Annotated in this window: 19 protein-coding genes, 1 tRNA gene and 1 riboswitch; of the genes, 7 read left to right on the plus strand and 13 right to left on the minus strand. The window is 68.1% G+C overall.

The features are described 5' to 3' along the window. Complete coding sequence (locus B146_RS0103400; protein ID WP_019995012.1) at positions 1 to 267, plus strand: hypothetical protein; 267 nt, start codon at positions 1 to 3, stop codon at positions 265 to 267. A 12-nt stretch (positions 268 to 279) separates the two neighbouring features. Then, positions 280 to 1,197, plus strand: a complete 918-nt coding sequence (locus B146_RS0103405) for an ADP-ribosylglycohydrolase family protein (RefSeq protein ID WP_019995013.1) — start codon at positions 280 to 282, stop codon at positions 1,195 to 1,197. A 56-nt stretch (positions 1,198 to 1,253) separates the two neighbouring features. Here the strand turns inward: B146_RS0103405 and B146_RS0103410 are convergent, their stop codons facing one another. Then, on the minus strand, positions 1,254 to 2,777 hold the full coding sequence (locus B146_RS0103410) for a site-specific integrase (protein WP_040408120.1): 1,524 nt from the start codon (positions 2,775 to 2,777) through the stop codon (positions 1,254 to 1,256). A gap of 99 nt (positions 2,778 to 2,876) precedes the next feature. After that, positions 2,877 to 2,961 (minus strand) — tRNA-Leu (locus tag B146_RS0103415). A gap of 369 nt (positions 2,962 to 3,330) precedes the next feature. Between B146_RS0103415 and B146_RS24925 the strand changes: the two genes are divergently transcribed. Continuing rightward, entirely contained in the window at positions 3,331 to 4,356 is a 1,026-nt protein-coding gene (locus tag B146_RS24925; protein WP_019995015.1) for a complex I NDUFA9 subunit family protein, read from the plus strand. A 78-nt stretch (positions 4,357 to 4,434) separates the two neighbouring features. Here the strand turns inward: B146_RS24925 and B146_RS0103425 are convergent, their stop codons facing one another. Continuing rightward, entirely contained in the window at positions 4,435 to 5,241 is an 807-nt protein-coding gene (locus B146_RS0103425; protein ID WP_019995016.1) for an undecaprenyl-diphosphate phosphatase, read from the minus strand. 284 nt (positions 5,242 to 5,525) lie between these two features. Here B146_RS0103425 and B146_RS0103430 point away from each other — a divergent pair, with 284 nt between their 5' ends. The 4 genes from B146_RS0103430 (at position 5,526) to B146_RS0103445 (ending at position 9,030) form a co-directional block, all read left to right on the plus strand. After that, on the plus strand, positions 5,526 to 6,218 hold the full coding sequence (locus tag B146_RS0103430; protein ID WP_019995017.1) for a glutathione S-transferase family protein: 693 nt from the start codon (positions 5,526 to 5,528) through the stop codon (positions 6,216 to 6,218). A gap of 101 nt (positions 6,219 to 6,319) precedes the next feature. Continuing rightward, complete coding sequence (queG, locus tag B146_RS0103435; RefSeq protein WP_019995018.1) at positions 6,320 to 7,552, plus strand: tRNA epoxyqueuosine(34) reductase QueG; 1,233 nt, start codon at positions 6,320 to 6,322, stop codon at positions 7,550 to 7,552. Further along, complete coding sequence (locus B146_RS0103440) at positions 7,552 to 8,445, plus strand: SDR family oxidoreductase (RefSeq protein WP_019995019.1); 894 nt, start codon at positions 7,552 to 7,554, stop codon at positions 8,443 to 8,445. The genes queG and B146_RS0103440 overlap by 1 nt, the downstream gene beginning before the upstream one ends. 213 nt (positions 8,446 to 8,658) lie before the next feature. Further along, the gene (locus tag B146_RS0103445; protein ID WP_244498122.1) at positions 8,659 to 9,030 is read left to right on the plus strand and encodes a septal ring lytic transglycosylase RlpA family protein; all 372 of its coding nucleotides are present in this window, start codon (positions 8,659 to 8,661) and stop codon (positions 9,028 to 9,030) included. Between the two features lie 133 nt (positions 9,031 to 9,163). On the opposite strand, the gene B146_RS0103450 is transcribed toward B146_RS0103445, so the two are convergent. From B146_RS0103450 to B146_RS24930, 10 genes are all read right to left on the minus strand, one after another. Then, positions 9,164 to 10,585 (minus strand): HD-GYP domain-containing protein, encoded by a 1,422-nt coding sequence (locus B146_RS0103450; RefSeq protein WP_019995021.1) that lies wholly within the window; start codon positions 10,583 to 10,585, stop codon positions 9,164 to 9,166. Positions 10,586 to 10,791: 206 nt separating this feature from the next. After that, complete coding sequence (locus tag B146_RS0103455) at positions 10,792 to 11,310, minus strand: Ros/MucR family transcriptional regulator (RefSeq protein WP_019995022.1); 519 nt, start codon at positions 11,308 to 11,310, stop codon at positions 10,792 to 10,794. A gap of 432 nt (positions 11,311 to 11,742) precedes the next feature. Then, positions 11,743 to 12,414 carry a thiaminase II gene (gene tenA / locus B146_RS0103460; RefSeq protein ID WP_019995023.1) on the minus strand — a complete coding sequence of 224 codons (672 nt, stop codon included), beginning with the start codon at positions 12,412 to 12,414 and terminating at the stop codon, positions 11,743 to 11,745. Continuing rightward, positions 12,411 to 13,064: a TenA family protein gene (locus tag B146_RS0103465; RefSeq protein ID WP_019995024.1), complete on the minus strand. Its 654-nt coding sequence runs from the start codon at positions 13,062 to 13,064 to the stop codon at positions 12,411 to 12,413. Before B146_RS0103465 ends, tenA begins: the two co-directional genes overlap by 4 nt. Beyond that, the gene (gene thiD, locus B146_RS0103470; RefSeq protein WP_019995025.1) at positions 13,061 to 13,909 is read right to left on the minus strand and encodes a bifunctional hydroxymethylpyrimidine kinase/phosphomethylpyrimidine kinase; all 849 of its coding nucleotides are present in this window, start codon (positions 13,907 to 13,909) and stop codon (positions 13,061 to 13,063) included. Before thiD ends, B146_RS0103465 begins: the two co-directional genes overlap by 4 nt. After that, entirely contained in the window at positions 13,906 to 14,847 is a 942-nt protein-coding gene (locus B146_RS0103475) for an ABC transporter substrate-binding protein (protein WP_019995026.1), read from the minus strand. Before B146_RS0103475 ends, thiD begins: the two co-directional genes overlap by 4 nt. Further along, positions 14,805 to 15,635, minus strand: coding sequence for an ABC transporter permease (locus tag B146_RS0103480; RefSeq protein ID WP_019995027.1), 831 nt, complete (start codon positions 15,633 to 15,635; stop codon positions 14,805 to 14,807). Before B146_RS0103480 ends, B146_RS0103475 begins: the two co-directional genes overlap by 43 nt. A gap of 145 nt (positions 15,636 to 15,780) precedes the next feature. Further along, a riboswitch (TPP riboswitch) is annotated at positions 15,781 to 15,922 on the minus strand. A 312-nt stretch (positions 15,923 to 16,234) separates the two neighbouring features. Next, the gene (locus B146_RS0103485; RefSeq protein WP_019995028.1) at positions 16,235 to 17,620 is read right to left on the minus strand and encodes a UDP-glucose dehydrogenase family protein; all 1,386 of its coding nucleotides are present in this window, start codon (positions 17,618 to 17,620) and stop codon (positions 16,235 to 16,237) included. Between the two features lie 237 nt (positions 17,621 to 17,857). After that, the gene (cysQ, locus tag B146_RS0103490) at positions 17,858 to 18,661 is read right to left on the minus strand and encodes a 3'(2'),5'-bisphosphate nucleotidase CysQ (RefSeq protein ID WP_019995029.1); all 804 of its coding nucleotides are present in this window, start codon (positions 18,659 to 18,661) and stop codon (positions 17,858 to 17,860) included. A 125-nt stretch (positions 18,662 to 18,786) separates the two neighbouring features. Then, positions 18,787 to 19,113: a hypothetical protein gene (locus B146_RS24930; protein ID WP_019995030.1), complete on the minus strand. Its 327-nt coding sequence runs from the start codon at positions 19,111 to 19,113 to the stop codon at positions 18,787 to 18,789. Positions 19,114 to 19,209 lie beyond the last annotated feature (96 nt).

A 19,209-nucleotide genomic window follows, 5' to 3' on the forward strand; every position in this document is an offset into this window, starting at 1 on the left:
ATGATCGGCAACATCGTCGACCACCGCACCGACCGCGCCACGCCCGAATGCGACGCCGTGTTCGAGCCCTCGTCTCATGACTGCGCCAAGCGGCCTGACGGCATGCCCTGGTTCGACTACGATCACGCGGCGGGCGATCCCAGCTATTTCCATGCCCTCGACAGCGTGGATACGACCGTTCGCGACGCTGTGCTGCAGGCCGATAAGAACTGGCCTTTTGCCGTTACCGTCTACCTCTACGACAAGGGGACGCGGCCGCTGGGTTGAAGGAGAGGGGCCATGACGATTGGAGCACCGCTGAGCTGTACCGTAGGCGACCGAGCCAGGGGCGCGCTGCTTGGGCTTGCTGTCGGCGACGCGCTCGGCACCACGCTGGAGTTCTCAGCGCGCGACAGCCTGCCCCTGCAGACCGAGATCACCGGCGGCGGCCCCTTCGCCCTTTCGCCCGGCCAGTGGACCGACGACACCGCCATGGCTCTGGCTCTTGGCCACAGCCTTCTCGCCCGCGACGGCTTCGATCCAAGCGACCTCATGACCCGCTTCGTGTCCTGGTGGCGCGAGGGGCGCTATTCTTGCACCAGCACCTGCTTCGACATCGGCGCGGCAACGGCCCGGGCCCTCGCGCGCTTCGAGGCGATGGGCGATCCCTTCGCCGGCTCCACCGACCCGCGCGAGGCCGGCAACGGCAGCCTGATGCGCCTCGCGCCGGCCGTTCTCTTCGCGCTCGACGATGCCGACCTCGCCGACCGCCTCGCGGCCGAGCAGAGCCGCACGACCCACCGCGCGCCCCAGGCGGTCGAAGCCTGCGTGGTCTTCGCCCGCTTCCTGCGGAGTGCCATTCTCGGCGAGCCCGATCCGCTGCGCGCCGCCTCCTGGCCGGGCGACTCCACAATCGCCGCCATCGCCGCCGGCGACTGGCGAACGAAGGACCGGGATGCGATCCGCTCCTCCGGCTACGTCGTCCATACGCTGGAGGCCGCCCTCTGGGCGACGGCCCGCACGCAAAGCTTCGAGGAGGCGCTGATCCTCGCCGTCAACCTCGGCGAGGACGCCGACACGGTCGGTGCCGTCACCGGCCAGATCGCCGGCGCCCTCCATGGCGCCTCCGCCATCCCCGCGCGCTGGCTGGACCGGCTCGCCTGGCGCGAGGAGATCGAGACCGTGGCGGACAGGCTGATCGGCCGGGGCCGCGAATAAACCCCTGCATCTGCGATCGACCGTTGCGGACTGATTCTCGCAGGCGCTTCAGAGCCCTAGCTTCGTTCGAGGATCAAACTTGGGATCTTCTCCATTTCCCGGCGCATGGCTGAAACCGGGTGAGCGCCATATCGGTCTCCCACCTTGTTCGGCGCATGTCCGACCATGGCATCAACGATGTCGAGACGCAGATCATAGCGCCGGCCCATGGTCTTGAAGCGGTGGCGCCACGAATGATTGGGAGCCAGACGCGGATCTTTCAGACCAAGGCTTCGAACCCAGCGTCCGATGACCTTCAAGCCATTGCCCCCACGTCGACCGAAGGTATCGGGCGGCAGGTCCACGAACAGCGGGCCCGACTTCGTCGTCTGCACGAAAACCAGGAAGCCGTTCTCCAGCAGAGCGGAATGAACGGGAACAGTACGTTCCGAACTGGCGGTCTTGAGGTCTCCCGCTTCGGCGGAAAATCTCATCACCCAGATGCCTTCGTGCTGAAAAACGTCCTCGCGACGCAACTGGCAGACCTCCGAAACACGGGCACCGGAATAGGCGCACAGCCACGGCACCCACCGCAGAACCGGTTTTCGTTCCGAAAGCGAAGCCTTGAGCACGGTCACGGCCTCCTCCTCGGTGAAGTCGCGCCGCGCGTCGGCCGCGACCTTCTTCACCGTCACCGTCACCTTCTCGGCAGGATTGCCGTCAAGCTTTCGGTTCTCGACTGCGATTTGCAGAATGGCCCGGATCGGGGCGAGCTTGGCATCGCGGATGGTCTTCGTGGAACGGCCAGCTTCCAGAAGGGACTGCTTCCACCGGATGAAGTCGTCCGGCGTCAGGCGGCCGGCCTCACGGTGGCCGACGAAGGTGGCGAACTCGTTCATGATGCGCCGCCATTCGTATTGCGTCTTTTCCCGGGGCCTGCGCTCCAGAACCCAAAGCTTCAGGGCGTCGTCGAAGCTCAGCGCGCTCTTCGGCAGGGCGGGCGCAGACGTCATGGGGAGAGCCGTTCGTTCGGACGAGACGAACGTCACCCCCGGTTCGCCGCGTGCCTGCGCGGCAAGGGCAAGACTGGCCCTTTGCAGAACCAGGGCGACGGCCCTCGCCAGCTTCCCTCGGCTCTCGCCATCGGTGATGAGCCCTCGACCCTGCAGCAGCGTATCGGCACCTTCGAACGCCAGGGCCTCCATCTCGCGCCGTTTCACGCCATCGACATCGATCTCGCCGAGGGGATGGGAGAGCTCATCAGCGGTGGGCGGACGCCAGAGGTTTTCGAATAGATCCGTCCGCCAGCGGGTCTGCTGGCTGGGTTCGTCCCGATGCAGCTCGATCCATCGATCGAAGAGGTCGCGGGCGATCTCAGCTGCCTCGCGCTCGGTGAGCTTGGTGGTCCCCGCCCGCAGCGTCGCCCAGCGGGCATCGATCTCGGCAAGGGCCATCGCGTGCAGCCGCTTCGCCTCGCCGGCATCCTTCGTCTTCAGGCTAAGCAGTTCTTCGCGCTTGCCGATTATCGGAATGAGATCGGCAGGCACGCGTCGCCGCAGCCAGTACATGCCAGTCTTGGGATGCTTGAACGGACGCGCCATGCACAGGACCATTGTGTATCACCCGTGTGTATCACTCGGGCGGCACTAAGTCTCTGTTTTTGCGGAAAACCTCACCAGCTCAACAGCTTAAGAGAGGATTGGTGCCCAGGAAAGGACTCGAACCTTCACGCCTCGCGGCACACGGACCTGAACCGTGCGCGTCTACCAATTCCGCCACCTGGGCACGAGCGGTTCAATACGGGGGCGGCTCGGCCGTGTCAATCGCGTTCACGTCGGAAATGTGAAACTCGGGCGAAAGAAGGGGCGGTGGACGATGGGGGAAGGCAGGTTCGATCTGTTAAGTCATTGAATCTTCTGGTCTTGATGAGGCGGCGGCGGCGCGGCGGACTTTCGTTGGCGCGAGCGCTGGGCTGGCCGGATGGCCGAGGAGCGGGGCGGGCCGGGGCGAATCAGGGTTGGCGGGGTGGCGGCGAAAGGCTTTTGCGACGCGGCTTCTTTTCCGATTCATGCATTGCCGCTAAAGCAATGCGCGACAGATGGGCGGGGCGCCGGGTTCGAGCTTGCGGGCCCCCTTTTACGAGGCGATGAGGTCATGGCAGTCGATACGAAGAAGCAGATCACGGTGTTCGGGGGATCGGGCTTCCTCGGCCGCTACGTCGTCCATGCCCTCGCCAAGCGCGGCCATCGCATCCGCGTCGCCTGCCGCCGGCCCGATCTCGCCTATCACCTGCAGATCGCCGGCACGCTCGGCCAGATCCAGGCCGTGCAGGCGAACCTGCGTTATCCCTGGTCGATTGACCGCGCGATGGACGAGGCCGACCATGTGGTCAATCTCGTCGGCATCCTGGCCGAGGCCGGCAAGCAGAACTTCACGCAGCTGCAGGCCGAGGGCGCGGGGCTGATCGCCGAGGGCGCGGCCAAGCGGGGCATCGGCATGGTGCAGATGTCGGCGATCGGCGCCGATCCGCAGTCGCGCTCCGAATATGCGCGCACCAAGGCCGAAGGCGAGGCGCGCGTCTTCGCCGCCCGGCCGGACGCCGTGGTGCTGCGTCCCTCCCTCGTCTTCGGCATGGAGGATCAGTTCTTCAACCGCTTCGCCAACATGGCGCGCCTGTCGCCGGTCCTGCCGCTGATCGGCGGCGGCAAGACGCGCTTCCAGCCCGTCTTCGTCAACGACGTGGCGCTCGCCGTCGCCGACGCGGTGGAAGGCAAGGTCGCGGGCGGGCGCGTCTACGAGCTCGGCGGCCCCAGCGTCCTCACCTTCCGCGAGATGATGGAAGAGATGCTGCGCGTCGTGGAGCGCCGCCGTCGCTTCGTCGACATTTCCTTCGGCACGGCCGCCTCGCTCGCCAATCTCCTCGGCAAGCTGCCGGGCGCGCCGCTGACGCCCGATCAGGTCGAGCAGCTCCAGAACGACAATGTCGTGTCCGAGGCCGCCATTCGCGAAGGGCGCACCTTCCAGGCCTTCGGCCTCGCCCCGCGCACGCTGGAATCCGTTCTGCCGACCTATCTCGTCCGCTTCCGGCCGCAGGGCCAGTTCTCCAAGCCGCAGCCCCATGACGACCGCCCGGCCGAAGACACATCGCTGCCGGGCGACCGGGGCGTCGCCAAGCCCTGAACGTTCGGCGGGTTTTGAATGTGAAAAAGGAGGGCGCGAGCCCTCCATTTTTAATTGTCTCATTTTGATGCGCTCCGGTCAGCGCAAGGCCAGAAGCACGCCGATGCCGATCGAGCCGACGACGATCCGCCACCACGCGAACGGGGCGAAGCCGTAGCGGGAGACGAAGCTGAGGAGCGAGCGGACCACCACGAGGGCGGAGAAGAAGGCCATCACGAAGCCGATCGTGATCGTCACCGCGTCGTCGGCGTTCAGCGACTTGTAGTTCTTCAGGAGATCGAAGGCGAAGGCGCCGGCCATGGTGGGCATGGCGAGAAAGAAGGAGAACTCGGCCGCCGAGCGCTTGTCGGTGCCGAGCAAGAGGGCGCCGGCGATCGTCGAGCCCGAGCGCGACGTGCCGGGGATCATGGCGAGGCACTGGAAGAAGCCGATCTTCAGGCAGAGCGAGAGCGGATAGGATTCGATGTCGGTGTAGCGCGGCTCGCGCGGAATGCGGTCGATGACGAGAAGGGCGACGCCGCCGACGAGCAGCGCCACGCAGATCACCATCGGCGTTTCGAACAGGACGCCCTTGATGAAGTCGTGCGCGAGCGCGCCGATCACCGCCGCCGGCAGGAAGGCGACGAGAATGCCGAGAATGAAATGGCGCGAGCGGGGCGAGGAGGGCAGCGTCACGGCCAGATGCCAGAGCTTGCCGAAATAGACCGACAGGACGGCGAGCACGGCGCCGAGCTGGATCAGCACTTCGAACGTGTTGGCGGTGGACTTGAAGCCCATCAACTCGCTGGCGAGAAGGAGGTGGCCCGTAGAGGAAACCGGGATGAACTCGGTCAGACCCTCGATCAGGCCGAGAACCAAGGCTTCGAAGATTTGGATAGTGTCCATGAAACGTCCTGAAGGGCGATGACCCGGAGTGCGGCGGCCCAAAGCGGTGCAGCCCCGAACGAGGCCCTAGCCGACGCTCCACTATGCCTTGCGAAGCTTTCGGCGGCATGACCGCGCTCACCCGTCTTGCGCATTCGAACGATTCGATTATGTGACCGCGCAGCCGTGGATCGCGCTTCTCTTCACGATCCGCCAATGTTTTGGGCCTTAGAATGGTCTGTCGCGGCTGCGCCGTTCGTCCATTGGGTCCGATCCGCCCGGAAGCATCGAGTTCTTCGCCTTTCATGTTGACCCTCCATCATCATCCCATGTCCGCCGCTTCCCGCTTCGTGCGGCTGATTCTGGGCGAGTACGGCGAGCGCGCGGAACTGATGGACGAGCGCCCCTGGGAGCGACGACCGGAATTCCTGGCGCTGAACCCGGCGGCGACCGTGCCGGTCCTGGTGGAGGACAACGGCCTGCCGATCGTCGGCGGCATGGTGGCGGCCGAATATCTCGACGAGACGCGCGGCGCCTTCCAGCGCGAGCGGCGCCTTCTGGCCGAGAAGCCGGCCGAGCGCGCCGAGATCCGCCGCCTCACCGAATGGTTTCTCGGCAAGATGGATTCGGAAGTGACGCGCTATCTCGTTCGCGAGCGCGTGTTCAAGCTCGAGATGCGCGCCAACGAGGGCGGCGGCTCGCCCGACGCCTCGGCGATCCGCGCCGCGCGCGCCAATCTGAAGAACCACATGCGCTATATCGGCTGGCTCGCCGAAAGCCGGAACTGGCTGTCGGGCCCCAAACTCTCCTATGCCGATCTCGCGGCCGCCTCGGCCGTGTCCATCCTCGACTATCTTGGCGAGGTCGCCTGGGACGAGGAGCCGGCCGCGAAAGACTGGTACATGCGCATGAAGTCGCGCCCGGCCTTCCGGCCGTTCCTCGCCGAGCGCGTGCGCGGCCTGCCCCCGGCGGCGCATTATCCCGAGCTGGATTTCTAGGAACCTCTTTCTGCTCCATCGGGCAACGAGGCCGATCGAGCGGCGACATCCGCTGCCGAGACACGGAGCGCGGCCCTGCGGCGCTGCCCTTTGGCGGCCGGATGGCCTATATGCCCCCCATGGCCGATCCGCTTTCCCTTTCCGCGCTGAGGCGCTTTCTGGACGAGGACGCGCGCCGTCTCGGCTTTTCCGCGCTCGGCGTCGCGTCCGCGCGCGAACAGGGCCTGAGCGGAGCGCGGCTCGACGCCTTCATCGCCGACGGATTCCACGGCACGATGGGCTGGCTGCCCGAAACCGCCGAGCGCCGCCGCTCAGTGGACGCGCTCTGGCCCGAGGCCGAGGCGGTGATCGTGCTCGGCCTGAATTACGGGCCGGACGAGGACCCGCTGGCGCTCATGGGCCGGCCCGACCGGGGCGCGATCTCGGTCTATGCGCGCCACCGCGATTATCACGACGTCATCAAGGGCAAGCTGAAGGAACTCGCCGGCCGGCTGGTGGCGCGGGCTGGCACGCGCGCCGACGGGCGCCTGCACGACGCCAAGGTCTTCGTGGACACCGCGCCGCTCATGGAAAAGCCGCTCGGCGAGGCGGCCGGGCTCGGCTGGCAGGGCAAGCACACCAATCTCGTGTCGCGCGCCTTCGGCTCCTGGCTGTTTCTGGGCTCGATCGCGACCACGATCCCGCTCGCGCCCGACCGGGCGGGGCGCGACCTCTGCGGCTCCTGCCGCGCCTGTCAGGACGCCTGTCCGACGGCGGCCTTCCCCGAGCCCTATCGCCTGGATGCGCGGCGCTGCATCTCGTACCTGACGATCGAAACGCGCCGCCCGATCCCGCGCGAGTTCCGCGAGGCCATGGGCAATCGCATCTATGGCTGCGACGATTGTCTGGCGGTCTGCCCCTGGAACAAGTTCGCGCAGGAAGCCTCCGAGGCCAAGCTCCAGGCGCGCGAGGACCTGAAGGCGCCGGCGCTCGCCGATCTCCTCCAGCTCGACGACGCGGCCTTCCGGGCGCTGTTTTCCGGCTCGCCGGTGAAGCGCGTCGGGCGCGACAAGTTCGTGTCGAACTGCCTGATCGCCGCCGGCAACAGCGGCGACACGAGCTTCCTGCCCCTCGTGGAGCGCCATCTCGCCGACCCCGCGCCGCTGGTGCGCGCCATGGCGGTCTGGGCTCTGGCCCGGCTCGATGCGGCGCGCTTCACGGTTCTGCGCGCCGAGAGGCTGGCGGGGGAGGGGGACGCCACGGTGCGCGAGGAATGGGCCGCCGGTCCCGAGACGCGCCCCCTCGAAGCCAACCCGAACGAGACGACCACGATCTGCCAAAGGAGCCCGGCCTGATGCCCCCGATCCCGACGCCCCGCCCGCTCGGCCCCGAGCCGACGCGCCTTTTCGTGTTCGGCTGCGGCTACAGCGCCGACCGCTTCGTGCGCGAGCTGCCGGAGGACGAGATCAGCGGCGTCACCACGCGCTCGGCGGAGAAGGCGAAGAGCTTCGCGGCACGCGGCCTGTCGCCCTTCCTGTTCGACGGCACGCGGCCGGGCGAGGGGATCGACGAGGCGCTGGCCGAGACCACGCATCTTCTCGTTTCGGTCGCGCCCGGCGAGGCGGGCGATCCGGTGCTGCGCCATCATGGCGAGACGATCGGCGCGCGGATGCCGCGCCTGCGCTGGATCGGGTATCTTTCCACCGTCGGTGTCTATGGCGATCACGACGGCGCCTGGGTGGACGAGACGGCGACGCTGCGCCCCGTCTCGACGCGCTCGCGCCAGCGGGTCGAGGCCGAAGCCGACTGGCTGCTTCTGGCGCGCCGGCGCGGCACGCCGCTGTCCATCCTGCGCCTGTCGGGCATCTACGGGCCGGGGCGCAACGCCTTCGAGAACCTGCGCGCGGGCAAGGCGCGCCGGCTGGTGAAGCCGGGCCAGGTGTTCAACCGCATCCATGTCGCCGACATTGCCGGGGCGCTGCGGCTGCTGACAGCGCGTTGCGAGAACGCCATCGTCAACGTCACCGACGACGAGCCCGCGCCGCCGCAGGACGTGGTCGCCTTCGCGGCCCGGATCGGCGGTTTCGACCTGCCGCCCGAGGTGGATTTCGATTCGGCCGATCTCACGCCGATGGCACGTTCTTTCTACGGAGAGAACAAAAGGGTGAGAAACGAGCGTCTTAAATCGCTCGGATACGAATTTTTTTTCCCGACATTTCGTGAAGGGCTGGAAGCCCTGAAGCCCTGAATTGCAGGGGATTCGATCACCGATTATTTCATAAATATTTCATTAGGTTATTTTTCGTGATGGAACCGTCCCTTTTTCGCCTTTTCCGGCCGGCACTCCGCCCTGGTCGAACGGCGGGGGCCACGAGGGGATTTCGTTAAGGAATTCAAAGGCTCGGCCCGCGCCCGTATGAAACGGATCAGGTCCGGACATTTGAACGCAAGAACGCTCGTCGTGGCAGCTTCCACCTTGGCCACGCTCACTCTCCTCGCCACCCCCCAGGCGGCCGAGGCCGCCGGCAAGACCACCTGCGGGGGCGCCTCCTGGTATGCGCTGACATCGCGCACCGCGTCGGGCGAGAGAATGAACCCATCGGCCATGACGGCGGCCCACAAGACGCTGCCGCTCGGCTCCAAGGTGAAGGTCACGAACCTGCGCAACAACCGCTCGGTGGTCGTTCGCATCAACGATCGCGGTCCCTTCATCAAGGGCCGGCTGATCGACCTTTCGAAGGGCGCCGCCGCCAAGCTCGGCTTCGTGTCCGCCGGCCACACCCGCGTTCAGATCGAGCCGGCCGACGGGTCGGGCACGATGAGCTGCGGCTGAGCCTTTTCGCCTGCCTTGAACTATTCCGTCCAGACCGCCGCTCGGCGGCTCGGGACGCGACCGAACCGGGCGGCGCATGGCCGCCCGTTCATCCTTTTCCCGGTTTCCGTCCTCCGCCCCGGCGGGCCGCTTGTCAGGCGACGATCCGCGTGGGAAGGGCGCCTTGTCCGGCCTTCAGTTCGGCCGCCGCGCCCGCGCCGACCAGCGACAGGTCGATCCGCGCCAGCCCCTGTTTCAGGGCGGCGACGCAGAGCGGGTCCACCGCCGTGCCGGTTTCCTTGTCGAGAATGGCGAGCGCCTGGCTGATCGGCATGGCTGCGCGATAGGGCCGCTCGGCCGTCAGGGCGTCGAAAATGTCGGCCACCGTCACGATCCGTGTTTCCAGGCCGATCTCGTCGCCCTTCAGCCCGCGCGGATAGCCCTTGCCGTCGAGCCGTTCGTGATGGCCGCCGCCGATTTCGGCGAGCTCGGCGAAGGCCGTGATCTGGGACAGGATCGTCTCGCTATGGCTGGCATGGAGCCGGACCTGCGCGAATTCCTCGTCCGTCAGCGCGCCCGGCTTGTCGAGGATCGTGTTGGACACGCCGAGCTTGCCGATATCGTGCAGGAGCGCCGCGCGCTTCATCTTGCGCCGCTGCTCGGGCGAGAAGCCGAGCGCCTCGCCGATCAGATCCGTGAACAGGGCGACGCGCTTGCAATGGCCCGACGTGAAGGGGCTCTTGGAATCCACCACTTCCGAAAAGGCTTCCGCGATGTCGTCGAGATAGGCGTCGTCCACGAGGGCCGAGAGGTCCTCCTCGGGCGGGAACAGCGCGGCCTCCGGGCCTTCCAGCTGGCTCCAGAAGCCGACCCGGCTCGCGGCCGCCTCGAAGGCGCGCACGAGCGCGGGGTCGAACCAGCGCCCGCTGCGCGCCGTCACCTCCGCCAGCGCCGCGTTCCGCCCGCCGCCCCGGTGAAAGACGTCGGCGACCTGCGACAGGAGCGCGATGCGGGCATAAAGCGGAATGGCCTCGCCCGCGCGGCCGAAGGGCCGGCCGTGGCCGTCCCAGTGCTCGTCCAGCGCATGGATGCCGAGCGCCACGGGCTCGGAAAAGCGCAGGCGGCGGGCGATCGCCGCGCCCCGGTCGCAGCGCGTCTCGATCAGCTCCTGCGCGATGTCGCCGCCATTGCGGAAGATATGGGCGATGGCGCGAAAGCGCTCGGCGAGGCCCGCCGTCAGGCCGGTCTGTTCGATCACGAAGCGCAGAACCTGCGGCAGCCCGTCGTCCAGCCGCTTGAAGGCCCGTTTGAAGGCGACGTCGTCGGCGAGATAAAGCTGGCAGAGCCGCGCAGCGTTGGAGGAGCAGCCGAGATCCTTCAGCGTGATCGTGTGGCGCAGGTCCTGAAGCGCGGCGGCGTCGAGGCCGATCTCCAGCCCGACGCGCGTGCCGATAAAGGCGGCGCGCACGCAATGACCGGCCGGCTGGCCTTCCGTCATGTCGAGGGCATGGCTGAGCGCGCCGACGAGTTCCGAAAGCCGGACGGACGGCGTGGATGGGGGAAGGATGGAGAGCATCGACACCGGCGGAAGAGATTCTGCCGGTGAGCCTAGTATGGCGAGATTAAGGCCTGTTTACGGAACAAGAAAATCTCTGACGGAAAGGTCGTGCCGTCATTATTTTCCAAGTCGTCGACAACCAATCGGGTCCGCGGGCAACGAAAAGCCCCCGCCGGGCGAACCGACGGGGGCTGAAGGGCCGAGGGGGGCGCCGGGCGTTCGCCTCAGGCCTCCGCCGCCGCCTTGGGCTTGCGCGGCGCTGCGCGGCGCTTGGCGGGCTTTTCCGCTTCCGGCTCGGGCTCAGGCTCGGGAGCGGCCGCGACTTCGGGCGCGCTGATCTTGCGGCCGAGGCCGATGCTCTTGGCGAGCTCCGAGCGCTTGGCCGCGTAATTGGCCGCGACCATCGGATAATCGGCGGGGAGCCCCCATTTCTGGCGATAGGCTTCCGGCGTCAGATTGTAATGCGTCATCAGATGGCGCTTCAAAGATTTGAACTGCTTACCGTCTTCGAGGCAAACAATATAATCCGGCGTGACCGACTTCTTGACCGGAACCGCAGGGACAAGAGGCGCCGCTTCGGCCTGCGCCGCGTCGGCGGGCGTGTCGAATTTCAGCGCGTCAAACACAATGCCGATCAGGCTGGGGAGATCGTCTCGCGGGACATGGTTGTTGCTGACATAGGCTTTGACGATCTGCGCTGCGAGATGGCGGCGCGACGAAACCTGGTCCGAGTTGTCTTCCATATCCTGACAGACCTTTCACCAGTTGGAAGTGCCACCGGGAGACGTGGCGCGAATGAACTGGTTTGTATTTGCCTTCAACGTTCTTCTGTTTCAAGCCGATACTGAAAAATCACCGGACGTTTTGCCCTGTGATCGCTTTTCGGAACCCGATCGAGTTGGATATCTGAACGCGAGAGACGTGGTGCCCCTGCCGAGTGCACGCGGTGCGGGTGGCGGCTCGCGGAATCGAATCACCCGAATGCTTTTGCGAGCGACCTTGAGCGAAAGTAGGGCGGCGCGTCCAACTTGCGTGGACGAGCAAGAAGGTCGGGATCGCCGGAACTGCAGCAAGGCAATTCAGTAAAATGAGGAGAAAAATGGGCGCGATGGAACAAGGTTTTCTTCGCCGGCTCGATGCGCGAACCGGCGAAGCGGGCGAAAGACGCCGTTTCGTCAGGCTTGCGTCTCGAGACCCATTTGCCAGAAGTCGGCCTCCAGCCGGCAGGCCTGCGCGAACATCTCCCCCAACGCGCCGAAGCGCCGCTCGGTGAGCGAGCGGGCGGCGAGATCCTCCAGATGAAGGCGCGCCGCCTCCGCGACGCCCTGATAGGGCGCGCCCGCATATTCGCCGATCCAGTCGCGATAGGGATGCGCGGCGAGAGCGTCGGGCGTCAGCGCGGCGGCGAGCCGGGCGCCGATCTCGCCATAGCCGATGACGCAAGGGGCGAGCGCCACATGCAGGTCGAGAAGATCGCCCGACGCGCCGCAATCCAGCACGAAGCGCGTATAGGCCGTGGTGGCCGGTTCCTCGCGCGCCCGTTCCAGATCCATCGCCGACAGGCCCCAGCGCGCCGAAAGGCGCACATGGAGGTCCAGTTCGACATCGAGGATCGCCGAAAGCGCGCCTTGCGCCCGGCGCATGTCGGCGAGCGTCCGGCTCTTGTAGGCGGCGAGCGCGTTGGCCCGCGCGAACTGGATCAGGAACAGGTAATCCTGCACGAGATAGCGCCGGAAGGCGGCGTCCGGCAGCGTCCCGTCGCCCATCCGTCGAACGAAGTCATGCTCGACATAGCGGCTCCAGTCCGCGCTCGCGGCCCCTTTCAGCCGCTCGAACACGGCGCTCATGCTGGCCTCGGCGCGTCGTAGGCGGCGTCGAAAAAGGCGCGCTCCAGCGCGACCGCTCGCCGGAACAGGGTCTCGCAGAGCGCGCGCTCCTGTGGCCCGACGCGGTCGAGCTCGATGCGCAGAAAGGCGACGAAGTCGCGAAAGCCAGGATTGTCGTGCAGCGTGATCCATTCGCGATGGACGAAGCCGTCGGGCAGAGGCGTGGGCGCGCGGGAGGCCCAGTCGAGATAGAGCCATTCGGCGACGGCGAGGACGCTGAGCGCGGCGGCATAGGAGCGATGCTCCGCCGCGTCCCGCATCAGGGCCTTGAACCCGGCCGTGGCGGCGCTGTCCGGCTCGCTCGCGCGCCGTTCGGCCGAGACGCCGAGCGCCTCGAAGGCGCGCTCGAAATAGGTGTTCTCCTCGCCCGCCACGAGGCCGGCGAAGCGCGCGAGCCGCAGGCGCGACTCGAAGCGGTCGCTCGTCGCCATCGCCGCGCCGATCAGCATCAGGAACCGGTCCACGAAGCGATGATCCTGGACGAGATAGCGCGCCATGATGTCGGGCGCGAGCGTGCCGTCCATGAGCTCGCGGGTGAAGCGATGCGTCGCCGCCTCGCTCCAGTCGGGCTCGGCGAGATCGCGAAGATGCTCGGTGAAACGCTCGCTCATGGCTTGTCTCCTTCCCGGCCTTCAGGCCAGAGGGCGTGGAAATGATGGACGGGACCCCGGCCCGACCCGAGCCGCCAGCCTGCCCCGGCTTCGAGCGCGCCTTGCAGGAAGAGCCGCGCCTCGCGCACCGCGTCTTCCAGCGCCAACCCTCGGGCAAGGCCGGCGGCGATCGCGGCGGCGAGCGTGCAGCCGGTGCCGTGGTCGTTCCGTGTGTCGACGCGCGGCAGGGCGAGGCGAAGCTCGCCCGCCTCCGACAGGAAGAGATCGACGCTTTCCGCCCCTTGCCGGTGGCCGCCTTTGACCAGAACCGCGCGGGGGCCGAGCGCGCGAAGCCGCAGCCCCTGCGCGCGCTGGGCCGCTTCGCTTTCGGCCGGGCGCTCGCCCAGAAGCAGCGCCGCTTCCGGCAGGTTCGGCGTCAGCACCTCGGCGAGCGGCAGAAGCTCGTCCTGGAGCGCGCCGGTCGCGTCCTCGTCCATCAGCCGGTCGCCCGAGGTCGCGACCATGACCGGGTCCACCACCGCGCGGCGGCCATGGGCGCGCAGGCGCTCGGCGATGGCGCGGATCACCGGCACGCTCGACACCATGCCGATCTTGATGCCGCCGACCGCGAAATCGCCGAGCACCGCGTCGATCTGCGCCGCAACGATGGCGGGCGACAGGGTTTCCACGGCCGAAACGCCGCGCGTGTTCTGCGCGGTGACGGCGGTGAGGACGCTGGTGCCGAAGACGCCGAGCGCCGAGAAGGTCTTCAGATCGGCCTGGATGCCGGCCCCGCCACCCGAATCCGACCCCGCGATGGTGAGCGCGACCGGGATCGCGCCGGCCTGCGCGCCTTGAGCGTTCATCGCTTCAGCTCCACGGCGTAATCGGCGACGGTCGGAACGGCCGAGAGGACGCCCTCGTCCTTCAGAAAGGCGGCGAAGCGCTCGGCGCGCACCGTGTCGAGCGCGCCGGGCCGCTTGGCGAAGCGCGGCAGCGTGTCGGCGAAGGCGGTGCGGTTCAGTGTGTCGTCGAGATCGGGATAGGCCTTGAGGAAGAGCGGAAGCGCCTCGTCCGGGTGGTTGGTCAGAAACAGCGTCGCCTCCTCCACCGCGTCGAGAAAGCGCGGCAGGCGCGGGTCGGCGAGCTTGTCGCGGCTGGTGACGAAGATCAGCTCGTCATAGGGCGGCACGCCGTTTTCCTCGGGGTAGAAGAAGCGCCCCTCGTGGTTCTCGAGGCGCATCTGCGTCGCCTCGAAATTGCGATAGGAGCCGATGGTCGCGTCCACATTGCCGGAGGCGAGCGAGGCGGTGAGCGCGAAATTGACGTTGACGAGTTGGACGTCGGAGAGCTGGAGGCCGGCCGAGCCGAGCATGGCCGAGAGAACCGCTTCCTCCACGCCCGCCACGGAATAGCCGATCCGCTTGCCCTTGAGGTCGGCGAGCGAGCGGATCGGCCCGTCGGCGAGCACCGCCACCGTGTTCAGCGGCGTTTCCACCAGCGTGCCGAAGCGCACCAGCGGCAGGCCGTTGGCGTGGTCGAGGAGGAGATTGGGCTGGTAGTGAACCGCCACATCCGCCTGACCGGCGGCGACGAGGCGCGGCGGGGCGGACGGGTCGGCGGGCGGCACGAGATCGACGTCGAGCCCATGGCGCTCGAAGAAGCCCTTTTCCTTGGCGATCACGAGCGGCGCGTGGTCCGGGTTCACGAACCATTCGAGAAGCACGGTGAGCTTGTCGGCGGCGAGCGCCGGGCTGGCGATCAGCGAGAGGGCGAGCGCTGCGGCGGCGCAGAGGGATCGCATGAGGCGGGTTTCCTTCGAAACAGGAGGGTGGAAAGGGGAGGGGCGGCGTCCTCGCTCGCCCAGGGGGCAAGGCGCGGGGCGAACTCGTCCACCAGCGCGCGCAGGAGCAGCGTCATGGCGGCGAGCAGGATCAGCGCGGCGAACATGAGATCGGTCTGCATCCGCGCATTGGCCTGGATCATCACGAAGCCGAGCCCGCCGGATGCGCCGACCCATTCGCCGATCACCGCGCCGAGCGGGGCGAGCGGGGCGGCGACGCGCAGGCCCGTGACGAGGGCGGGCATGGCGAGCGGAATGCGCACGAGGCGCAGCGTCTGCCAGTGCGTCGCGGCCGTCAGGGCGGCGGCGTCCACGAGGTCGGGCTCGGTGCGGCGCAACCCGTCGGCAAAGGCGGAGGCGACCGGAAAGAAGATGACGAGCGCCGCCATCACCACTTTCGAGACGAGGCCGAAGCCGAACCAGAGCACGAGAAGCGGCGCAAGCGCGAAGACGGGCATGGCCTGAAGAACGAGAAGAAGCGGCCAGGCGACGCGGCCGAGGCGCGGCCAGAGCACGGTGCCGAGCCCCGCCGAGGCGCCGGCCAGCGCGCCGAGCGCGAGGCCGAGCAGCGTCTCGACGAGGGTCAGCCAGCCCTGCGCCAGAAGAAAGCCCGACCGCGCCCAGAGCACCGCGCCGACGCGAAGGGGCGAGGGCAGCATGTAGGGCGGCGGCGCGGCGAGCGCGACGAAGAGCCCCCAGGCCAGAAGCACGGCGAGAAGGCCCAGAAGGGTGGCGCGAAGGGCGCGCATCGGCTCCGCCCGTCAGGCCGGATGGGGACCGGGGCGGGGTGTTCTGTGTGGGGGCGGCGTGCGATGGCGCATATGATCTCCTCAGCCCCGACAAAGGGTCCGCAAGAGATCCGGAGTGAAGCGAAGAAGGTGCGCGGGCCGCCGACAAGCCGCCCATTCCCGTTCCTACGCCGGTATGACCCGGATCAGGTTCAAGGGTTCGGCTCGCGCCATCTCAGCGCCCTGGAGCGGCGCGGGTCCCTCGAAAGGGCCAGCCATCGCTCCGAGGCACACCCCTCGGAATGATCGAAGTGATGCAGGGCAGGGGCGGCTTTGTCAACCGGCGCGCGGATGCGCCGGACGGCCGGGGGGCCGGCGGCTCATGGCGCCGCGCCCGTTCGAGACGCCGCGGGCCATGACGAGCCACCCCGGACGCCGCGCCTGTCGAAATGGCGTTCCCTGAAGAGGACGATGTCTGCGACCTCGCATCTGGCCGGGTTCAAGCCGGGCTTGGGGGCCTCCCATGAGGAACGGAGCGATCCTCTCCGTCCCCATGTGGGGCGCCCTGCGGAAAGCCAATCGATTCAAGACGCAGGGCGAGGAAATGACGCCCTGTCCCGTCAGGCCACTTCCAGAGCGGGTGCGGCCGGCGCGGGCGCGGCGACGCCGGCGCGGCCGATCGAGACATAGCCGAGGCCGGCCCTCGCCATGTCGGCGGGCGCGAACATGTTGCGGAAATCGACGATCAGGGGCCGGCGCAGGGCGCGCTTGTAGTCGGCGAGCGGACGGTCGGCGAATTCCCGCCATTCGGTCGCCAGGACGCAGAGATCGGCCCCATTGAGCGCCGCGTCCATGCTCGGCGCATAGGCCACCGCGTCGCCCAGAAGCTCGCGCGCATGCGCCATGCCCTGCGGGTCGTAGGCGCGCACGATCGCGCCGCGCGCGGCGAGTTCCTCGGCCACGAGCAGGGCGACGCTGTCGCGCACGTCGTCGGTTTCCGGCTTGAAGGTGAGGCCGAGCAGCGCGATCACCTGACCGCGCACGTCGCCGCCGGCCGCCGCCACGACCTTGGCCACCATGCGATGGGGCCGGGCGCGGTTCACCGCGATCACCGCTTCCACGATCGTCGCCGGGCTCAGGGCCTTTTCGCCCAGATGCACCATGGCGAGCGTGTCCTTGGGAAAGCAGGAGCCGCCATAGCCGGGGCCGGGCTGGAGAAAGGCGCGCCCGATGCGCCGGTCCGACCCCATGCCGCGCGCGATGTCGGCGATGTTGCCGCCGACCTTCTCGCAGAGATCGGCCATCTCGTTGATGAAGGAGACCTTGGTGGCGAGAAACGTGTTGGCGGCGTATTTGATGAGCTCGGCCGAGGTGATGTCGGTCGCGATCAGCTCATGCCCTCGATCGGTGAAGGGGCGGTAGAGCGCGCGCAGGGCGGCGAGGGCGCGGGGCGTCTCGGTGCCCACCACGATCCGGTCGGGCCGCATGAAGTCCGACAGCGCGTTGCCCTCGCGCAGGAATTCCGGGTTGGAGGCGATGTCGAAATCGAGCGCGGGATTCTCCTGCGCGATGAGGCGCCGGATTTCGCGACCCGTGCCGGCCGGCACGGTGGACTTGGTGACGATCACGGCCGGATGGGTGAGCGCGCGGGCGATGTCGCGGCTGGCGGCGAAGACGTATTGAAGGTCGGCGTTCCCGTCGAGCTTGCGGGTGGGCGTTCCCACCGCGATCATGACGAGATCCGCGCCGGACAGGGCCTCCGCCACGTCGGTCGTGAAGCCGAGCCGGCCGGCCTCGACATTGCGCCGCACGAGATCGGCAAGGCCTGGTTCGTAGATGGGAATCTGGCCGGCCCGCAGGCTTTCGATCTTGCTCGCTGCCCGATCGACGCAGACGACGCGGTGGCCGACCTCCGCGAGACAGGCGCCGGATACGAGACCGACATAGCCGGTGCCGATCACGGCGAGCTTCAGGGCGGGACGTTCAGGCGGTGGCATGTCGCGCATGGCGCACTCCATCCTTGCCGAGACCAAGTTCGCCGACCGCGCCTTCTTGCAGGCGCAGCATGAAACAGGGGCTTTTTACGCCTCGCGGTCAGTCTCGACAATCGAGGGAAGTGTGAAACTTTTATGTTTGCTTGGAAGCTCGGCGCGATCGGCCCTGCCGTTCCTTCGAGGACTCCGCAGCCCCGCCTTTAAGCTCTGCCGGCCGAAGTATTCGCCTGCGTGTCGTAGTGGGTGCGGTCAGTCCGCGAGAGCGAGAAGCGCCGGGTCGCCGAAGGCCAGAAAGGCGCCGTTCTCGAAATCCGTCTCCGGGCTCGCGCCGCGTTTGCCGTAGCGCAGCGGCTCGCCGCCGGGCGTGACGACACGGCCGCCCGCGCTCTCCAGAATGGCCTGTCCCGCCGCCGTGTCCCATTCCATCGTGCGGCCGAAGCGGGGATAGAGATCGGCCTCGCCCGCCGCCAGAAGGCAGAATTTCAGCGACGAGCCGCGCGTCGCGATATGGCGGATCGCACGGCGCGCCAGCCAGTCGGCGGTCTCGGGCGAGGGGTGGGAGCGGCTGGCGACGGCGACGGGCTCGGGCGGCGCGGCGCGCACGCGCATCGGGCGGCGGTCCGCGACCGTGCCCTCCGCCGTGACCTCTCCCTGCCAGGCCGAGGTGCCGTCGCCCGCGAAGATGCGGTGGAGGCAGGGCGCGAGGATGACGCCGGCGACGGGAACGCCCCGCTCGATCAGGGCGATGTTGACCGTGAACTCGCCATTGCGGCCGACGAACTCGCGCGTGCCGTCGAGCGGGTCCACCAGAAAGAAGCGCTCGGCGATGTCGGGAACGCGGCCGGCCGACGCTTCCTCCTCGGCGACCACCGGAACACCCGGAAACTCGCGGGCGAGCGCTTCGAGGATGATGGCCTCGGCGACGCGATCGGCTTCGGTGACGGGCGAGCCGTCCGCCTTCCATTCCGGGGCGATGCATCGCTCGTAGATCGCGGTCGCGGCCGCGCCGGCGCGGAGCGCTGCGCAAACGAGGGGGGCGAGAGGGTCGGACATGGCGCTCGGGGCCTGGCTAGCGAAGTCGAAGCACCCGACTTCTCATTGTTTCGACCGGGCGCGCAAGGCCCGCGCCGCTCCGGCCCGGCCGCGCGGAGCTTTAGCTCAAGCTGGTACGGGGCGGCTCAGAAGAAATCCACTTCGCCCGATTCCGCCTGCTCTTCCGCTTGGCCGAGAAGGCGCGCGCGAAGGCCCGACAGGGTCATCGCCTCGAAACAGCCGGCGGGAGCTTCGGCCTCGCCCGCCGAGGCCGCGAGGCATCGCAGAAGCGCGCCGAGTTCGGCCAGATGCTGCGAGGACGTGTCGATGGTCTGCGCGCTGACGAGCGTCTCGTCGGCCGGGCGGCCCTCGGCGAGGGCATGGAGACCGCGCACGGCCTCGGCCTGTTCGGCGAGTTCGCCGCCGATCCGTTCGAGAACGAGCGACAGGCGCGGAGCGATCGTGTGGGGCATGGCGATGTTCCTCGGCCTCGATCGGCCGTGATGAAGAGGGGCCCGGATCGGGCGTCCGGCTCGGCGACCGGAGGGCAGACCCGTCCCGAACCAGAT

It is taken from the genome of Aureimonas ureilytica DSM 18598 = NBRC 106430, from assembly GCF_000382705.1.
In the GTDB taxonomy this organism is placed as follows: Bacteria; Pseudomonadota; Alphaproteobacteria; order Rhizobiales; family Rhizobiaceae; genus Aureimonas; species Aureimonas ureilytica.